Here is a 13,926-nt window from a genome sequence, read left to right as displayed (position 1 = left end):
GTCGGTCGCGCGAGCGAAGCGAAAGGGCGACCGACGAGGCTGGGGAGGCGTGAGGTGCGGTTGTGGTGCTGTGCGGGTGGGACTCAAAGGGGCAGCCGTGAGGGCGGCGCAGGCGATGTAAGCAGCGTGGCGCGTAGCGCCACGAGCAGCCGGCGGCGAAGCCGCCGGCGACACCGCAACGAGGGAGCGAGCGAAGTGAGCGACCGAGTGAGGAGCGCAGCGAGCGTGCGCCGCCCTCACGGCTGGGGCTTTGGCGGTGTTCACCGTCGATCTGTGATCGACTACGTGTACACGCGAGCGACTAGGACTTTTGAGGTGTTCACCGGGCGGCCGGCGGAATCGGTTTATAAACGACACTCGGTAACGTCGTAACCGCTTCCGAACGCACTTATAAACGACCACTGCGTCCCGTACCGCCGGACACGCCTCCGCGAACACGGCTCCGCGAACACGGCTCCGCGAACGCGTCTAGGCGAACAGATCGCGCGCCTCGCCCACCGCCTCGACGAGCGCGTCGATCTCCTCGACGGTGTTGTAGAGGTAGAAGGAGGCGCGCGCGGAGGCGGCGACGCCCAGCTCGTCGTGGAGCGGCTGGGTGCAGTGGTCGCCGGCGCGGATCGCGACGCCGTAGTCGTTGAGGATGCTGGAGAGGTCGTGCGCGTGGACGCCCTCGACGTTGAACGCGACGAGGCCGCCGCGGTCGTGGCCCGGCGGGCCGTAGATCTCCACGCCGCCGAGGTCGGAGAGCTCGTCGTAGGCGTACGCCGCCAACAGGTCCTCGTGGGCCCGCACGTTCTCCATACCGATCTCCTCTAGATACTCGATCGCGGCCGCGAAGGCGATCCCCTGGGCGATCGAGGGCGTGCCGGCCTCGAACTTCCACGGGAGGTCCTCCCACGTGGAGTCCTCGAAGGAGACGCGCCGGATCATGTCGCCGCCGTAGAGGTACGGCCCCATCTCGTCGAGGATCTCCTCCCGGCCGTACAGCGCCCCGATACCGGTCGGGCCGCACATCTTGTGCCCGGAGAAGGCGAGGAAGTCGACGCCGAGGTCCTTCACGTCGACCGGACGCGTGGGGACCGACTGCGCGCCGTCGGCGAAGACGTACGCGTCGTGGTCGTGCGCGAGGTCGGCCAGCTCCGCGATCGGGTTGATCGTGCCAAGCGTGTTCGAGACGTGGACGACAGACACCATCTGCGTGTCGTCGTCGATGAGCTCCGCGGCGTGCTCCATGTCGAGCCGGCCCTCATCGGTCACCTCGATAAAGCGCACGTCGGCGCCAGTGCGCTTGCCGATCTGCTGCCACGTGACCAGCGACGCGTGGTGCTCCATCTGCGAGCAGACGACGTTGTCGCCCGGCCCGAGCTCGTCGAGCCCCCACGCGTACGCGACGAGGTTCATCGCCTCGGTGGTGTTCTTCGTGAAGACGATCTCCTCGCGGCCCGACGCGCCGACGAAGTCGGCGACGGTGTCGTGGGCCTCCTCGTAGGCGACGGAGGCCTCCTGGCTCAGCTGGTGGATCCCGCGGTGGACGTTGGCGTTGTAGCCGCGGTAGTAGTCCGCGATCGTGTCGACGACCGCGTCCGGCGTGTGCGAGGTCGCCGCGCTGTCGAGGTAGACGAGCGGGGTGTCGTCGCCCGGCCCCTCGCCCGGCGACTCCGGATCGCCGCCGACCAGCCGATCGAGGATCGGGAAGTCGGCGCGGACGGCCTCGACGTCGAACGGGTACTGTTCCTGAACTCCCATTACCCGGATCTGGGCCCCGAGCACTAACACACCTTCGGTCCGGTACGTGTTGCCAGTGTCTGCGAGGCGGCTTCGTTGGCCCCTACCGCTGGTTCGGTCTTATTAACCCCGTTATGACCTCGCGCACAAGAGAGTACGTTTCGTGTGTTCTTTGCCGTGTGGTAGGGATCGCAGATCGACAAGGAGAAGCACACGACTGAAGTCGCGGGTCGCTGACTCAGAGCACTGACTCAGAGAGTACATTTCGTGAGTTCCTCGTGACTGAGAGGCCCCGGCCGTCCCACAGATCAGCAAGGTCGAAGCCCGCGACTCCGATCGCGGGTCACTGGCGTCGAGAGAGTACGTTTCGTCTGTTCCTCGGCAGACTCGGAAGTGGTCCCGTCCGCATTCGGAGAGAGTACGTTTCGTCTGTTCCTCGGCAGACTCGGAAGTGGTCCCGTCCGCATTCGGAGAGAGTACGTTTCGTCTGTTCTGTGAAAGACGGTGGGTACCTTCGAAGAGAGTACCTTCGAAGAGAGTACCTTTCGTCTGTTCTTCGGTTCCGTATCTAACTGCAGAGTTGCCGCCGAAAATCCAGTCAGCTGGTCTGCTCAACGATCTTCTGCCGTGTTTGGACGATGATGTCCGGATCGAGATCCAATTCGTACTCGTAGTACTGTCCGCCGCTTCGGCCCTGGTTCTGTTCGTGCCGGATGAGAAAGCCGAGCATGTGGAGATCGGAGAGGTGGTCCTGCACGCTTTTTAGCGTCGTCAACGGTGACGCCCCGTGGGCGTCGGCAACCGTCTCGTACACCGTCTGGATCTCCTTCGATCGCGCCGGAAGTTCATTCTCCTTGGCAAGCGTGGCGATCGCTTCAAGAATATACTGGCCGTGCTGGGTCTGATCACGGATCTTGTTCTGGAGACGGCCCCGCTGGACGAGCGTCCGTGCCCGCTCGATATGGTCGTCGATCACGTGTCGGTCGCCCTCCCGCTCTGCGACTTCTGATCCGACACGGAGGAAGTCGATTGCTTGCCGTGCGTTCCCCATGTCCTGTGCGGCGAGCGCCGCCGCCTTCGCGATGGCCGACTGGTCGCAAACACCGTCAACGAACGCCGTCTCCGCCCGGTGACGAAGGATCGTTTGGAGTTCACCCGCGTCGTACGGGCTGAACGAAATCTCCGTCTCCATCAGCGTATCCTTGACCTTCGGCGACAGCGACTGGCGAAACGTGTAGTCGTTGCTAATGCCGACGATACCGACGAGTGACTCCGAGATGTGATCGTTCGCGCGTGCCCGCGGCAGTTCGTACAAGAGCGTGTTCGCGTCGTCGAGGTGGTCGATCTCGTCGATGACAAACAGGTGGGTCCCACCGATTCGGTCGAGTTGTGTGTACAGTTCGTCGAACGCGTCGCCCGTCCCGAGCCCCCGCTTCGGGAAGTCGCTCGCCCCTTCGGGTAACAGACGGTTGACCAACTGTCGAACGACCATAAAGAGCGTTCGACCGTTACAGTTTATCTGGTGGATGTGCAGGTCGTCCGCCTGCTCACGGGTCGCTGCCTCTTCCCGCAACTCGTCCATCATATACTCGGTGACAGCGGTCTTCCCGAGACCGGCCTTTCCGTACAGAAAGACGTTCTCAGGCTCGCGTCCGAACAGTACGTCCTGAAGAGCATGACTGTATGCTTCGATCTCCTCATCGCGTTCGAGGATCGTCTCCGGTTGGTAGCTTTCCGTGAGAACCGACTTGTCGGCAAAAATCGTTTCCGTAATATTGCTGAAGGGCCCCGACATCCGTTGAGAACAGCAATTACCTATTTATTTATAAAACTACCGTTCGTGGGTTTCGTGTGATATCGATCCGTACCGTATCTTCTGCAACCGGCCTGCTTGCACTCGGTTTTCTACGTTAGTTTTTCGAGAACACACGAAACCTACTCTCTCACTGTGAGCAGTTCGCGGATATCGGCTACCCGATACGCCACGCAAACGTCTCAAGAACACACGAAACCCACTCTCGCAATTCGTCGGACTGGATATCCGACACAGCCTGCAACCGCCTCGGAGAGCACACGAAATGTACTCTCTCACTGTCAGCGACGGCTCAGACGGCTTCGGGCCCACGATGATTTTGTTCGCGCACATCCTCGACTGGAATGTTGGTTATAAGTCGTTGACACCGGATCGACGGCGAACACCGCCAAAGCCCCAGCCGCGCTCGGCTCCCACAGCTTGTTGCGGTCCTCAGTCGTCGCTAACGCTCCCTCATTGCGGCCCTTACGTCGCTGGGGTTCGCCGAGCGCGGCTACCCCTTTGAGTCCCGCCCGCCCCGCACAGCAACCGCACCTCACACCTCCCCAGCCTCGTTAGTCGCCTCCGCTTCGCTCCGGCGACTGACTCCCTCGCGCGTGCTCTTCGCGGCCGCCAAAGGCGGCCGCTCGGAGGCACGCGCCACCGTAGTACATTTCCACCGCAGTACATTTATAAGCGCTCACGTCGCGATCCCGCGCGCTATCAGCGCGTCAGCGCCACGGCCGAACTAGTGCGCTTTTGAACGCGGGGGACCTCGCTTCGGGTATGACCGATACGCTCAGGCTCGCCACGCGCGGGTCGGACCTGGCCCTCCGGCAGGCCGGGACCGTCCGCGACGCCCTGTCGAGCCGCCGACGCGACGTGGAGCTCCGACGCGTCGAGACCCGCGGCGACCAGATCCCCGACGAGCTGATCCACCGCCTCGGCAAGACGGGCGCCTTCGTCCGCGCGCTCGACGAGGAGATACTCGACGGCGACGCCGACCTCGCCGTCCACTCGCTGAAGGACGTGCCCACCGAGGGGATGGACGACATGGTGATCGCCGGCGTGCCCGAGCGCGCGCCCTCCGGCGACGTGGTCGTCAGCCCCGACGGCCTCGGCATCGAAGACCTCCCGTCCGGCTCCGTCGTCGGGACCGGATCGCTCCGCCGGACCGCCCAGATCAAGGCCGCACGACCCGACCTCGTCGTCGAGCCGCTCCGGGGGAACGTCGACACCCGGATCGAGAAGCTGCTCGCTCCCCGCCTGCAGGCGGAACACGAACGCCGGCTGATCGCCTCGGGGGAGGCGCGCGCGGCGACGGCGGACGAGGGCGGCGAAGGGAACGACGGCGACGGGAGCGGCGCCGGCGCCGACGAGCCGAACTGGGACGCGCTCAGCGACGACGAGGCCGGCGGAGCCGACACGGAAGATACAGACGAAATCGACGAGGAGTTCGACCAGAGCGTCGAGGAGTGGTTCGACTCGCTCTCCGACCTCGAGCGCTCGGCGATGGAGCGGAAGGTCGAGACGGAGTACGACGCCATCGTCCTCGCGGAGGCCGGGCTCCGCCGCTCGGAGCTCTTCTACGAGGTGCCCACGACGCGACTCCCCCGCGAGGAGTTCGTCCCCGCGGCCGGACAGGGCGCCATCGCCGTCACCGCGACCGACCCCGACGTGATCGAGGACGTGCGCTCCGCGGTCGACCACCCGCGGACCCGCGTCGCGGTCACCGTCGAACGGACGATCCTCGGCGAGCTCAACGGCGGCTGCGTCGCCCCGATCGGCGTCTCCGCGCTCGTGCAGGGCGAGCACGTCCACACCCGCGTCCGCGTGCTCTCGACCGACGGCACCGAAGAGGTGGCCGACACCCGCGACCTCCCGATCCGGTCGCACGCGAAGGCCGCCGAGGAGTTCGCGGCCGATCTGGCCGACCGCGGCGCCGCCGACCTGATCGAGGCCGCGCGCGAGGAGGCCGAGGCCGACGAGGGGACTCGGGAGGGGGCCGAGGAGGAGGCGGACGATGAGTGAGGGGGACAGCACGTTAGAAGACGACGTGGGCACCGTCTACCTCGTCGGCTCCGGCCCGGGCGATCCCGACCTGCTGACGGTGCGAGCCGCCGAGCTGATCGAGTCGGCGGACGTGGTGCTCCACGACAAGCTCCCCGGCCCGGAGATCCTCGGGCGGATTCCCGAGGAGAAACGCGAGGACGTGGGGAAACGCGCCGGCGGCGAGTGGACCCCGCAGGAGTACACGAACCGCCGGCTCGTCGAACTGGCGCGCGAGGGGAAGTCGGTCGTCCGCCTGAAGGGCGGCGACCCGTTCGTCTTCGGGCGCGGCGGCGAGGAGGCCGAACACCTCGCGGCGGCCGGGATCCCCTTCGAGGTCGTCCCCGGCGTCACCTCCGCGATCGCGGGCCCCGCGGTGGCCGGGATCCCGGTGACCCACCGCGACCACGCCTCCTCCGTCTCCTTCGTCACGGGCCACGAGGACCCGACGAAGGAGGAGTCGGCGGTCGACTGGGACGCGCTCGCGGCCACCGGCGGCACCATCGTCGTGCTGATGGGCGTCGGCAAGCTCCCGGCGTACACCGCCGAACTCCGCGACGCCGGCCTCGACGGCGACACCCCCGTCGCGCTGGTCGAGCGCGCGACGTGGCCCGACATGCGCGTCGCGACCGGCACCCTAGACACCATCGTCGACGTCCGCGACGAGGCGGGGATCGAGCCGCCTGCCATCACCGTGATCGGCGACGTGGCTGCGACGCGCGAGCGGGTCGTCGAGTTCCTCGAAAACGACGGCGAGCGGGGTGGCGACGCGTGAGCGACGAGTCCGACGGCGTGACCGGCGACACCGGCGACTCCGACGACACCGACGACTCCGACGACACCGACGACTCCGACGACACCGACGACACCGACGACTCCAACGACACCGACACCCCCCGCGTCGCCGTCTTCCGCCCGGCCGACGAGCGGATCGAGAACGCCGAGACGCTGTTGGCGTCGCTGGGCGCGTCCCCGGTCGCCGACCCGATGCTCGCGGTCGAGCCGACGGGCGCGACGCCCGGGGACGCGCCGTACGTCGTCCTCACGAGCAAGACCGGCGTCGAACTCGCGGCCGAGGCGGGCTGGGAACCGGGGGACGCGACGCTCGTCACTATCGGTCCCGCGACCGCGGGGGCGGCGCGGGCGGCGGGTTGGACCGTCGATCTCGTCCCCGACGAGTACACCTCCGCCGGGCTGGTGGCGGCGCTGGAGGGCCGCGTCGATGGCGACCGCGTCGAGGTGGCGCGCTCGGACCACGGCAGCGACGTGCTCTTGGCGGGACTCCGCGAGGCCGGCGCGGCGGTGACCGAGACGGTGCTCTACCGGCTGACGCGCCCGCGAGGGGCCGGGAACTCCGCGGAGCTGGCCGCCGCGGGCGACCTCGACGCCGCCGCGTTCACCTCGTCGCTCACGGTGACTCACTTCCTCGACGCCGCGGCGGAGCGCGGGGTCCGCGAGGCGGCGATCGACGGTCTGAACGACGCGGTCGTGGGCGCGATCGGACCGCCGACCGCGGAGACGGCCGCGGACAGCGGGATCGACGTCGACGTGGTCCCCGACGACGCCGACTTCGACGCGCTCGCGCGGGCCGTCGTCGACGCGGCCGGCGGGGACGGAGAGGACGGCGACAGCGAGGACGGCGACGGACAGCGGTAGCGCCGATCGAGACGGCGAACCGGCGAGCCGACAGATCGACGAGCGTGTTCCGGGAGAATGGTAGGTCTCACGACCGATAGCGGGACACAAATCGGGTATCGAACCGAGGAGACAGACGCGAAAACTGCGTGTGAGCGCTGTTTGCGTACGACCAAGGAGATCTCTTGACGGAGCGAAATTATCATAGTAGATATCTAGCGCCGTGCATTTATTAACCGACAGGTGAGAACGGGTAGCATGGAACCGAGCGAGCGATGGTCGATCCGAGTCGACGACGGGGTGCTCGTCGTCGAACTCCCCCACGGGACGGGGCTCTCCCCGTCGGACGGCGAGGCGCTCCTCGATCGGTGGCGGACGCTCGCGGCCGAGCCGGGAGTCGACGCCGTCGTGCTCGTCGTGCGGACGACGCGGCCCTGCTCGGACGCCGGTCGACAGACGCTCCGGCTGGCGGCGCGGGCCGGCGCCGACCGCGGCGTGACGCGCTTCGCGGTGGTCGCGGAGCGCCCCAAGCGGCGGTACCTCGAACGGACGATGGACGTCAGGGGGGTCGACGCCGAGCCGTTCAACGACGCCGCGACCGCGGTGCGATGGGCGAAGCGACCGACGGAGCCGACGGCGACCGTCGTCACCGAGTGAACGGTCGCCGTCGCTGGAGCTGTCGCAACTCTCGACGCGCCAGGAACGCCGCTAGCGCCCGCTCTCGACCGCGACGTACATGTCCGTCGCGAGCCGTTCCGCGCGGTCCGCGTCGGCCGACTCGGCGTAGATCCGGATCTTCGGCTCGGTGCCGGAGGGCCGCACGAGTACCCACGCGTCGCCGTAGTCGAGGCGGTAGCCGTCGGTGGTGTTCGGCTCCGCGTCCGCGGTCTCGACGTAGGCGCGCGCGGCCGACAGCATCTCGTCGCGCTCGTCGTCGTCCGCGTACTCGACGTTCCGCCGCACAAAGTGGTAGTCGGCGTAGGGCGCGACTGCCTCGCTGACCGGGCCGTCGGCGGCCGCGAGCAGTTCGAGGAATCGCGCGCCGATGTACGCGCCGTCCCGCGAGAGCCGATACGGCGGAAAGAACAGCCCGCCGTTCCCCTCCCCGGCGATGGGGACGTTCGTCCCCTCCTCGTGGAGTTCGCGTGTTCGGGTGATGATGTTCGTCGCACCGATCGGCGTGAGTTCGAGGTCGGCGTCGTTCGCGTCGCAGACGTCGACGAGCCGCTGGGAGACGTTCACGGCGCTGACGACGGCGTCGTCGGCGTCGAGGCAGGCGTCCGCCATCGCCGCGAACGAGGTGTCGCCGTCGACGAACGCGCCGTCCTCGTCGACGAACACCGCGCGGTCCGCGTCGCCGTCGTGAGCGATCCCCACGTCGGCGTCGGTGGTCGCGACGAGCCGCCGGAGGTCGCCGAGGTTCTCCGGGACGGGCTCCGAGTCACGACCGGGGAAGTGGCCGTCGGGCGTCGCGTTCACGGTCAGCACCTCGCAGCCGAGCTCGCGGTAGATCCGCGGCGAAGAGACCGACGCCGCGCCGTGACCGGGGTCGACCGCGACCGTGAGGCCCGCGTCCGCGATCGCCTCGGCGTCGACCGCGTCGATCAGCTGGTCGACGTAGTCGTCGACGGCGCCCTCGATCCGGGTCGTCGCGCCCGCGTTCCGCCAGTCCGCGTGCCCGTAGTCGTCGTCGAGGACGCGGCGCTCGACGCGTTCGAGCACGTCGACCGACAGCTCCACGCCGTCGTCGCCGACGAGCTTGATCCCGTTGAACTCCGGCGGGTTGTGCGATGCGGTGACTAACACCGCGGGGACCTCGGCCGACTCGCAGTAGTTCCCGACGGCGGGCGTCGGGACGACGCCGAGCCGGTCGACGTCGCAGCCGACCGCGGCCAGCCCGCTCGCGGCGGCGTTGGCGAACAGCTCGCCGGTGGTACGGGTGTCGCGGGCGACGGCGACCCGGTCGGCGTCCCAGGTCGTTCCGGCGGCCTTCGCGATGTCGAGGACGAGCTCCGGCGTGAGGTACCGGAGCGCGACCCCGCGAATGCCGCTGGATCCGAACAGCTCCATGGACGCCCATCCGCCGGCCGACGGGAAAGCGGTTCCGAACGCCGGGCGGGTGAGCGGCGTGTGCACACGGTCGGGGCCGACGCGTGCGGTTCAAGCCGGGCGCGTCCCAACGGCTCGCATGGAGCGCACGCGACGCGATCTGTTGGCAGCGAGCGCGGCGACACTCACCGCCGCCGGAAGCGTCGGCGTCGCCGGGTGTCTCGACTTCGCCGCGGGCGACGGCCCGCAGGGCCCCGAGGGGGTCCCGGAGACGCTGACCTGCGAGGACGACGCGTTCGTTCGGCTGACGGCTCCCTTCGACGAGCCGGTCGAGGGGACCGTCGTCGACGCCGCCGGGACGCGGTTCGAGCTGTCGACGGAGGGGAACGCCGAGACGTACGGCCAGTCGATGCGGCTCGTGTTCCGCAACACCGGCGACGAGCCGGGGGCGGTCCTCGGCAAGCACGCCTACTCGCTCCAGCGCGAGACGGGCGAGGGGTGGCTCGACGTCCGCGGGTCGACCGCGGGCGAGGCGGTCGAACTCCCCCGAGACGAGGAGACGCTCGACCCGAGCGGCGCGTACATCTGGTCGCTCGACCTCGAAGAAGCGACGATCGCGTCGGCCGTCCCCGACCGGGACCTCGAGGTGTGCCCGCCGCTCGGGGCCGGCACGTACCGATTCGTCTACTGGGGGATCGTCGACGCCCCGCCGCTCGGTGCCGAGTTCGAGCTGGTCGGGTGAGCGGGGGAAGGGTCGGACGGGCAGTTAAAACGGGATCCACTCGGAGGGCTGCCCGACCCGACCGCGGACGCGGAACTCCCGGTCGTCGCCCTCGACGCGGGTCTCAGCGATCACGTCGAACGGCTCGTGGAGGGTGTTGACCACCTGCTCGTCGTGGGCGGCCGAGTTTACCACGCCGACGAACGGCCACCCCTCGCCGGAGGTCTGAGAGGTCATCACGCGGGTGAAGCGGTAGATCCGCTCGGGGTCCCAGTACATCAGCAGCTGGGACAGCGAGTAGACGCCGACGGCCCGGTCGCGCCCGGCCGACGACTCGACGACGTCGGTGAACTTGATCCCGATATCGGTGAGGTTGCCGGCGCTGGCGACGTACTTCGTCGTCGGCGTGTCGTCGCGCTTGTCGCCCTGCTCGTGGGTGACGCAGTCGATGACGATCACCTCGTCGCCGTCGCGGCCGGTGATCGTCTCGTAGTCGTCGCGGACCTTCTCCGCGATGCGGCCGGTGGAGATGACGACCGGTCCGGTCGACCACTCGGCGAGCAGCCGGTTGAACAGGTCGTACTTCCCGCTCATCGGTGGCCCGGTGACGAGCACGCTGTCGGCGTCGCGGACAGCGTCGGGAAGCACGGTCATGTGTCTGGGTTGAGGGGGTATCGGGTAAAACCCTTCCGAGGGATCACTTCCGGAGCATCGACGGGAAGTCGAGCGATGACGGGGGGCCCTCGCGGGGGCGCCTCGTGAGTGTCAGTTCCGTTATCGCTCCGGGGAGCGCCGCCGAAACCGGAGAGCCTCGGGGAGCGCCGGAGCCGTCGACGAGCCGGTCCCAGACCGCCTCTGCGTCGTCGGCCTCGGGGGCGGCCTCGAGGGCCTTGGTCCGGCCCTCGTCGTACGCGAGTTCGATCAGGCTCCGGTCGTACGCGTTCTCGAAGGCGTCCAGAACGCGGTCGAGCTCGACCGGCCGCGCGCTGCCGACGCCCGCGGCGACGCCGAGCGCGAACGCGCGCTCGACCGCCTCCTCGCGGGAGAGGTCGTCCCACTCCGTGCCGAAGGTGCGGTCGTACATCAGTGGCTCACCGTCGCGGCCGAGCCGACTCGGAGCCCGCCGTCCGTGAACTCGATGTCCTGGATGTCGGTGTCGACGTCGGTCCCGCGCATCTTCAGCACCTGGATGCCGCGCTGCATCCCGTCGTCTTCGAGGTAGTTGTGCATGAAGACGACGCCGTGCGCGAGGTAGTGCTCCTCGGAGTAGGCGCTCGGATCGGTCATCTCGGAGATGAGCAGCGTTGTCGCGTCGGTGCGCTTCAGCGAGGAGAGCAGCTGGATCATCGTGTCCTCGTCGTCGTCGAGGAGGAACCGCAACAGCATCGTCGAGTCGAAGACGACCCGGTCGATATCTCGGGAGTTGATGAAGCCGGTGAGCCGGTTCGTCACTCCGGAGTGGTCCCGCCGCTCGCCCGGCAGGCCGAAGAAGCGTCGGCCGTCCGAGGAGAAGGAGTCGAGGAAGGTGACCCGGTCCGTGTCGAGCGCCCGGTCGAAGCCGAAGTCGTACCCGCTCATGTCGCGGCGGATCCCCTCCTTCGTCTCGTGCATGCTAATGTACAGCACGTCCTCGCCGTTACGGGCGCCCTGCGCGGCGAACTGCGAGCAGAACGTCGTTTTCCCGCTGCCGGGAGGGCCGCTGACAACGTACAGGCGATTCTCCGGGAAGCCGCCGTCGACGAGGGCGTCGAACCCGGGGACGCCGCTTGAGGCGCGCATACGGATCGACTTGTCGGTCATCAGATAAGGGTTGCCACCCGGTTCTCACGGGTGAGAACGATCGCGGGACGAACAACGATCGCGGAACGAACCACGATCCCGAGACGGACCGCGGAACGAGGTGCGGTCGGCCGAGCGCTACGCGTCGGCCTCCTCGCCCTCCGCGGCGGAGTCGGGGGCCTCGAGGTCCGCGACATCCTCGACGTCGGGGGAGACCCAGACCACGAAGCGGTCGTCGGACTTGACGATCCCGTTGACTCCCTCGTCGTCGACGGTCGTCGCCTGATCGACGTCTTCGGGGGCCACGTCGCGCACCTGAAACACCTCGTCGACCATCCAGCCGACCGTGCCGCCCTCGTCGATCTCCGCGTCGTCGAACACGACGATCCGCTCGCGGGGGCCGTCCTCCTCGATCGCGAAGAGCGTCTTCGGGTCGACTATCGTAGTCGTGCGCCCCCGCAGGTCCATCACGCCCTCGACGTGGTCGGGCGAGTTGGGGATTCGCGTGAGCTCGCCGGCGTCGACGATCTCGTCGATGACCCCGATGTCCAGACAGTACGTCCCGTCGCCCAGTCCGAACTCCAGCACCTTCGTGGGTTCGGCGTCCGTCTCGATGGCTGCCATGGAAGAGCCTGCGGCGAAGGGACCAATAACCGTGTCCCCTGAATTATCAGGCGTGATTCCCGGGTCCGTGCATTTATGCTGATTCTGGGCCCGCTTCCGGACATGAGTAGGACGACGGATCGACGGGGCGGGCGCGACGGCTCCTTGCGGGTGGTCGTCGTCGACGACTCGCCGTTCATGCGAGGGTTGATCTCCGACCTCTTGACCGACGCGGGGGTCGCGGTCGTCGGCGAGGCGGGCGACGGCGCCGAGGCGCTGTCGGTGGTCGCCGAGACGCGTCCGGACGTGGTGACGATGGACGTCGAGATGCCCGGGATGGGCGGGCTCGAAGCCGTCGAGCGGCTGATGGACGAGACGCCGACGCCCGTGCTGATGCTCTCGGCGCACACCGCCGAGGGCGCGGAGGTGACCTTCGAGGCGCTCGAGCGCGGCGCGGTCGACTTCTTCTCGAAGCCGGGCGGCGAGGTCTCGACCGGCGTCTCCCGCGAGTCGGACCGGCTCGTCGAGGCCGTCAGGTCGGTCGCGGACGCCGACCTCGACGCGGCGACGCGCGATCGCCGGGAGCGCGAGGCCGCCGACAGCGGCACGGAGTCGACGGCCTCGACCGCCGCGAGCCCGTCCGCGCCGACCGCGAGCGCCGAGGTCGACGGCCCGCTGACGGTCGTGATCGGCGCGTCGACCGGCGGCCCGAACGCCGTCGAGCGCGTCATGTCTGCGCTGCCGATGGCCGACTGTCGGGTCGTCATCGTCCAGCACATGCCGGAGGCGTTCACCTCGCGGTTCGCCGACCGGCTCGACGAGGCGTCGGCGTACGACGTGCGCGAGGCGAGCGACGGCGCCCGGATCGGCTCCGGCGAGGCGCTCGTCGCCCGCGGCGGCAGCCACACCCGCATCGACAGCTACCGGTCGGGGCGGCTCCGCGTCAAGCTCGACGAGGACGACTCGCAGTCGGTCACCCCGGCCGCCGATGTAACGATGCGCTCGGCGGCAGAGACCGTCGACGACCCGCTCGTGGGCGTCGTGTTGACCGGGATGGGAGCCGACGCCGCGGAGGGGATCCGCGCGATGGCCGACGCGGGCGCACGGACGATCGCGCAGAGCGAGGACACCTGCGTCATCTACGGGATGCCGAAGCGCGCGGTCGAGACGGGCGGTGTCGACGAGGTACGCGACCTCGACGACGTGGCCGGCGCGATCGTGGGGGGTGAGGCCTGATGGACTCCCACCGCGCCGCGTTCGTCGCCGAGGCCGAAGACGGGATCACGGACCTGAACAACGCCCTGCTCGCCCTCGAAGCCGACCCCGAGGACGCCGAGGCGATGGACGACGTGTTCCGCGTCGCGCACACGCTGAAGGGCAACGCCGCGGCGATGGGGTACGAGGACGTCTCCGACTTCGGGCACGCCCTCGAGGACCTGCTCGACGCGGTCCGACAGGGCGACCGCGAGGTGACCCCCGAGCTGATGGACCTCCTCTTCGAGGGGGTTGACACCGTCGAGGCGATGGTGTCGGAGCTGTCTCTTATACACATCTCTGATGGCGCGAGGGAGGC

Annotated in this window: 14 protein-coding genes; 7 read left to right on the top strand and 7 right to left on the bottom strand. The window is 68.5% G+C overall.

Annotated elements, in window-relative coordinates:
* Nucleotides 1-468: 468 nt before the first annotated feature.
* Complete coding sequence (locus tag C469_RS12770) at nt 469-1,746, bottom strand: aminotransferase class V-fold PLP-dependent enzyme (protein ID WP_008007222.1); 1,278 nt, start codon at nt 1,744-1,746, stop codon at nt 469-471.
* A gap of 577 nt (nt 1,747-2,323) precedes the next feature.
* A complete protein-coding gene (locus tag C469_RS12765) occupies nt 2,324-3,520 on the bottom strand; it encodes an orc1/cdc6 family replication initiation protein (protein WP_008007220.1) in 1,197 nt (398 codons plus the stop codon).
* A 783-nt stretch (nt 3,521-4,303) separates the two neighbouring features.
* On the opposite strand from C469_RS12765, the gene hemC reads away from it, so the two are divergent.
* The 4 genes from hemC (at nt 4,304) to C469_RS12745 (ending at nt 7,858) form a co-directional block, all read left to right on the top strand.
* On the top strand, nt 4,304-5,548 hold the full coding sequence (gene hemC / locus C469_RS12760) for a hydroxymethylbilane synthase (RefSeq protein WP_008007218.1): 1,245 nt from the start codon (nt 4,304-4,306) through the stop codon (nt 5,546-5,548).
* Nucleotides 5,541-6,341, top strand: coding sequence for a uroporphyrinogen-III C-methyltransferase (gene cobA, locus C469_RS12755; RefSeq protein WP_008007216.1), 801 nt, complete (start codon nt 5,541-5,543; stop codon nt 6,339-6,341). The genes hemC and cobA overlap by 8 nt, the downstream gene beginning before the upstream one ends.
* Nucleotides 6,338-7,222: a uroporphyrinogen-III synthase gene (locus C469_RS12750; protein WP_008007214.1), complete on the top strand. Its 885-nt coding sequence runs from the start codon at nt 6,338-6,340 to the stop codon at nt 7,220-7,222. The genes cobA and C469_RS12750 overlap by 4 nt, the downstream gene beginning before the upstream one ends.
* A 237-nt stretch (nt 7,223-7,459) precedes the next feature.
* The gene (locus tag C469_RS12745; protein WP_008007213.1) at nt 7,460-7,858 is read left to right on the top strand and encodes a hypothetical protein; all 399 of its coding nucleotides are present in this window, start codon (nt 7,460-7,462) and stop codon (nt 7,856-7,858) included.
* Between the two features lie 51 nt (nt 7,859-7,909).
* Here C469_RS12745 and glmM read toward each other — a convergent pair whose 3' ends face one another.
* The gene (gene glmM, locus C469_RS12740; protein WP_008007211.1) at nt 7,910-9,271 is read right to left on the bottom strand and encodes a phosphoglucosamine mutase; all 1,362 of its coding nucleotides are present in this window, start codon (nt 9,269-9,271) and stop codon (nt 7,910-7,912) included.
* A 118-nt stretch (nt 9,272-9,389) separates the two neighbouring features.
* On the opposite strand from glmM, the gene C469_RS12735 reads away from it, so the two are divergent.
* The gene (locus C469_RS12735) at nt 9,390-9,992 is read left to right on the top strand and encodes a hypothetical protein (protein WP_008007209.1); all 603 of its coding nucleotides are present in this window, start codon (nt 9,390-9,392) and stop codon (nt 9,990-9,992) included.
* A gap of 24 nt (nt 9,993-10,016) precedes the next feature.
* Here C469_RS12735 and C469_RS12730 read toward each other — a convergent pair whose 3' ends face one another.
* From C469_RS12730 to C469_RS12715, 4 genes are all read right to left on the bottom strand, one after another.
* On the bottom strand, nt 10,017-10,625 hold the full coding sequence (locus C469_RS12730) for a DUF7504 family protein (RefSeq protein WP_008007208.1): 609 nt from the start codon (nt 10,623-10,625) through the stop codon (nt 10,017-10,019).
* Between the two features lie 43 nt (nt 10,626-10,668).
* Nucleotides 10,669-11,055 (bottom strand): hypothetical protein, encoded by a 387-nt coding sequence (locus C469_RS12725; RefSeq protein ID WP_008007206.1) that lies wholly within the window; start codon nt 11,053-11,055, stop codon nt 10,669-10,671.
* Nucleotides 11,055-11,750, bottom strand: a complete 696-nt coding sequence (locus tag C469_RS12720) for an RAD55 family ATPase (protein WP_049911422.1) — start codon at nt 11,748-11,750, stop codon at nt 11,055-11,057. Before C469_RS12720 ends, C469_RS12725 begins: the two co-directional genes overlap by 1 nt.
* Before the next feature lie 138 nt (nt 11,751-11,888).
* A complete protein-coding gene (locus C469_RS12715) occupies nt 11,889-12,374 on the bottom strand; it encodes a chemotaxis protein CheW (protein WP_008007202.1) in 486 nt (161 codons plus the stop codon).
* Between the two features lie 102 nt (nt 12,375-12,476).
* On the opposite strand from C469_RS12715, the gene cheB reads away from it, so the two are divergent.
* Together cheB and C469_RS17860 are read left to right on the top strand one after the other, a co-directional pair.
* A complete protein-coding gene (cheB, locus tag C469_RS12710) occupies nt 12,477-13,589 on the top strand; it encodes a chemotaxis-specific protein-glutamate methyltransferase CheB (protein ID WP_187127456.1) in 1,113 nt (370 codons plus the stop codon).
* A partial coding sequence (locus C469_RS17860) for an Hpt domain-containing protein (protein ID WP_008007199.1) occupies nt 13,589-13,926 on the top strand: 338 nt, incomplete at its 3' end. The genes cheB and C469_RS17860, both read left to right, overlap by 1 nt.

The organism is Halorubrum lipolyticum DSM 21995 (assembly GCF_000337375.1).
Lineage (GTDB): Archaea > Halobacteriota > Halobacteria > Halobacteriales > Haloferacaceae > Halorubrum > Halorubrum lipolyticum.
This window is presented reverse-complemented; position numbering and strand designations above follow the sequence as displayed.

What these genes read in the sequence shown, in the direction of transcription:
- C469_RS12770 (WP_008007222.1), bottom strand. Translation starts at nt 1,746, where the DNA reads ATGGGAGTTCAGGAACAGTACCCGTTCGACGTCGAGGCCGTCCGCGCC.
- C469_RS12765 (WP_008007220.1), bottom strand. Translation starts at nt 3,520, where the DNA reads ATGTCGGGGCCCTTCAGCAATATTACGGAAACGATTTTTGCCGACAAG.
- hemC (WP_008007218.1), top strand. Translation starts at nt 4,304, where the DNA reads ATGACCGATACGCTCAGGCTCGCCACGCGCGGGTCGGACCTGGCCCTC.
- cobA (WP_008007216.1), top strand. Translation starts at nt 5,541, where the DNA reads ATGAGTGAGGGGGACAGCACGTTAGAAGACGACGTGGGCACCGTCTAC.
- C469_RS12745 (WP_008007213.1), top strand. Translation starts at nt 7,460, where the DNA reads ATGGAACCGAGCGAGCGATGGTCGATCCGAGTCGACGACGGGGTGCTC.
- glmM (WP_008007211.1), bottom strand. Translation starts at nt 9,271, where the DNA reads ATGGAGCTGTTCGGATCCAGCGGCATTCGCGGGGTCGCGCTCCGGTAC.
- C469_RS12735 (WP_008007209.1), top strand. Translation starts at nt 9,390, where the DNA reads ATGGAGCGCACGCGACGCGATCTGTTGGCAGCGAGCGCGGCGACACTC.
- C469_RS12730 (WP_008007208.1), bottom strand. Translation starts at nt 10,625, where the DNA reads ATGACCGTGCTTCCCGACGCTGTCCGCGACGCCGACAGCGTGCTCGTC.
- C469_RS12725 (WP_008007206.1), bottom strand. Translation starts at nt 11,055, where the DNA reads ATGTACGACCGCACCTTCGGCACGGAGTGGGACGACCTCTCCCGCGAG.
- C469_RS12720 (WP_049911422.1), bottom strand. Translation starts at nt 11,750, where the DNA reads ATGCGCGCCTCAAGCGGCGTCCCCGGGTTCGACGCCCTCGTCGACGGC.
- C469_RS12715 (WP_008007202.1), bottom strand. Translation starts at nt 12,374, where the DNA reads ATGGCAGCCATCGAGACGGACGCCGAACCCACGAAGGTGCTGGAGTTC.
- cheB (WP_187127456.1), top strand. Translation starts at nt 12,477, where the DNA reads ATGAGTAGGACGACGGATCGACGGGGCGGGCGCGACGGCTCCTTGCGG.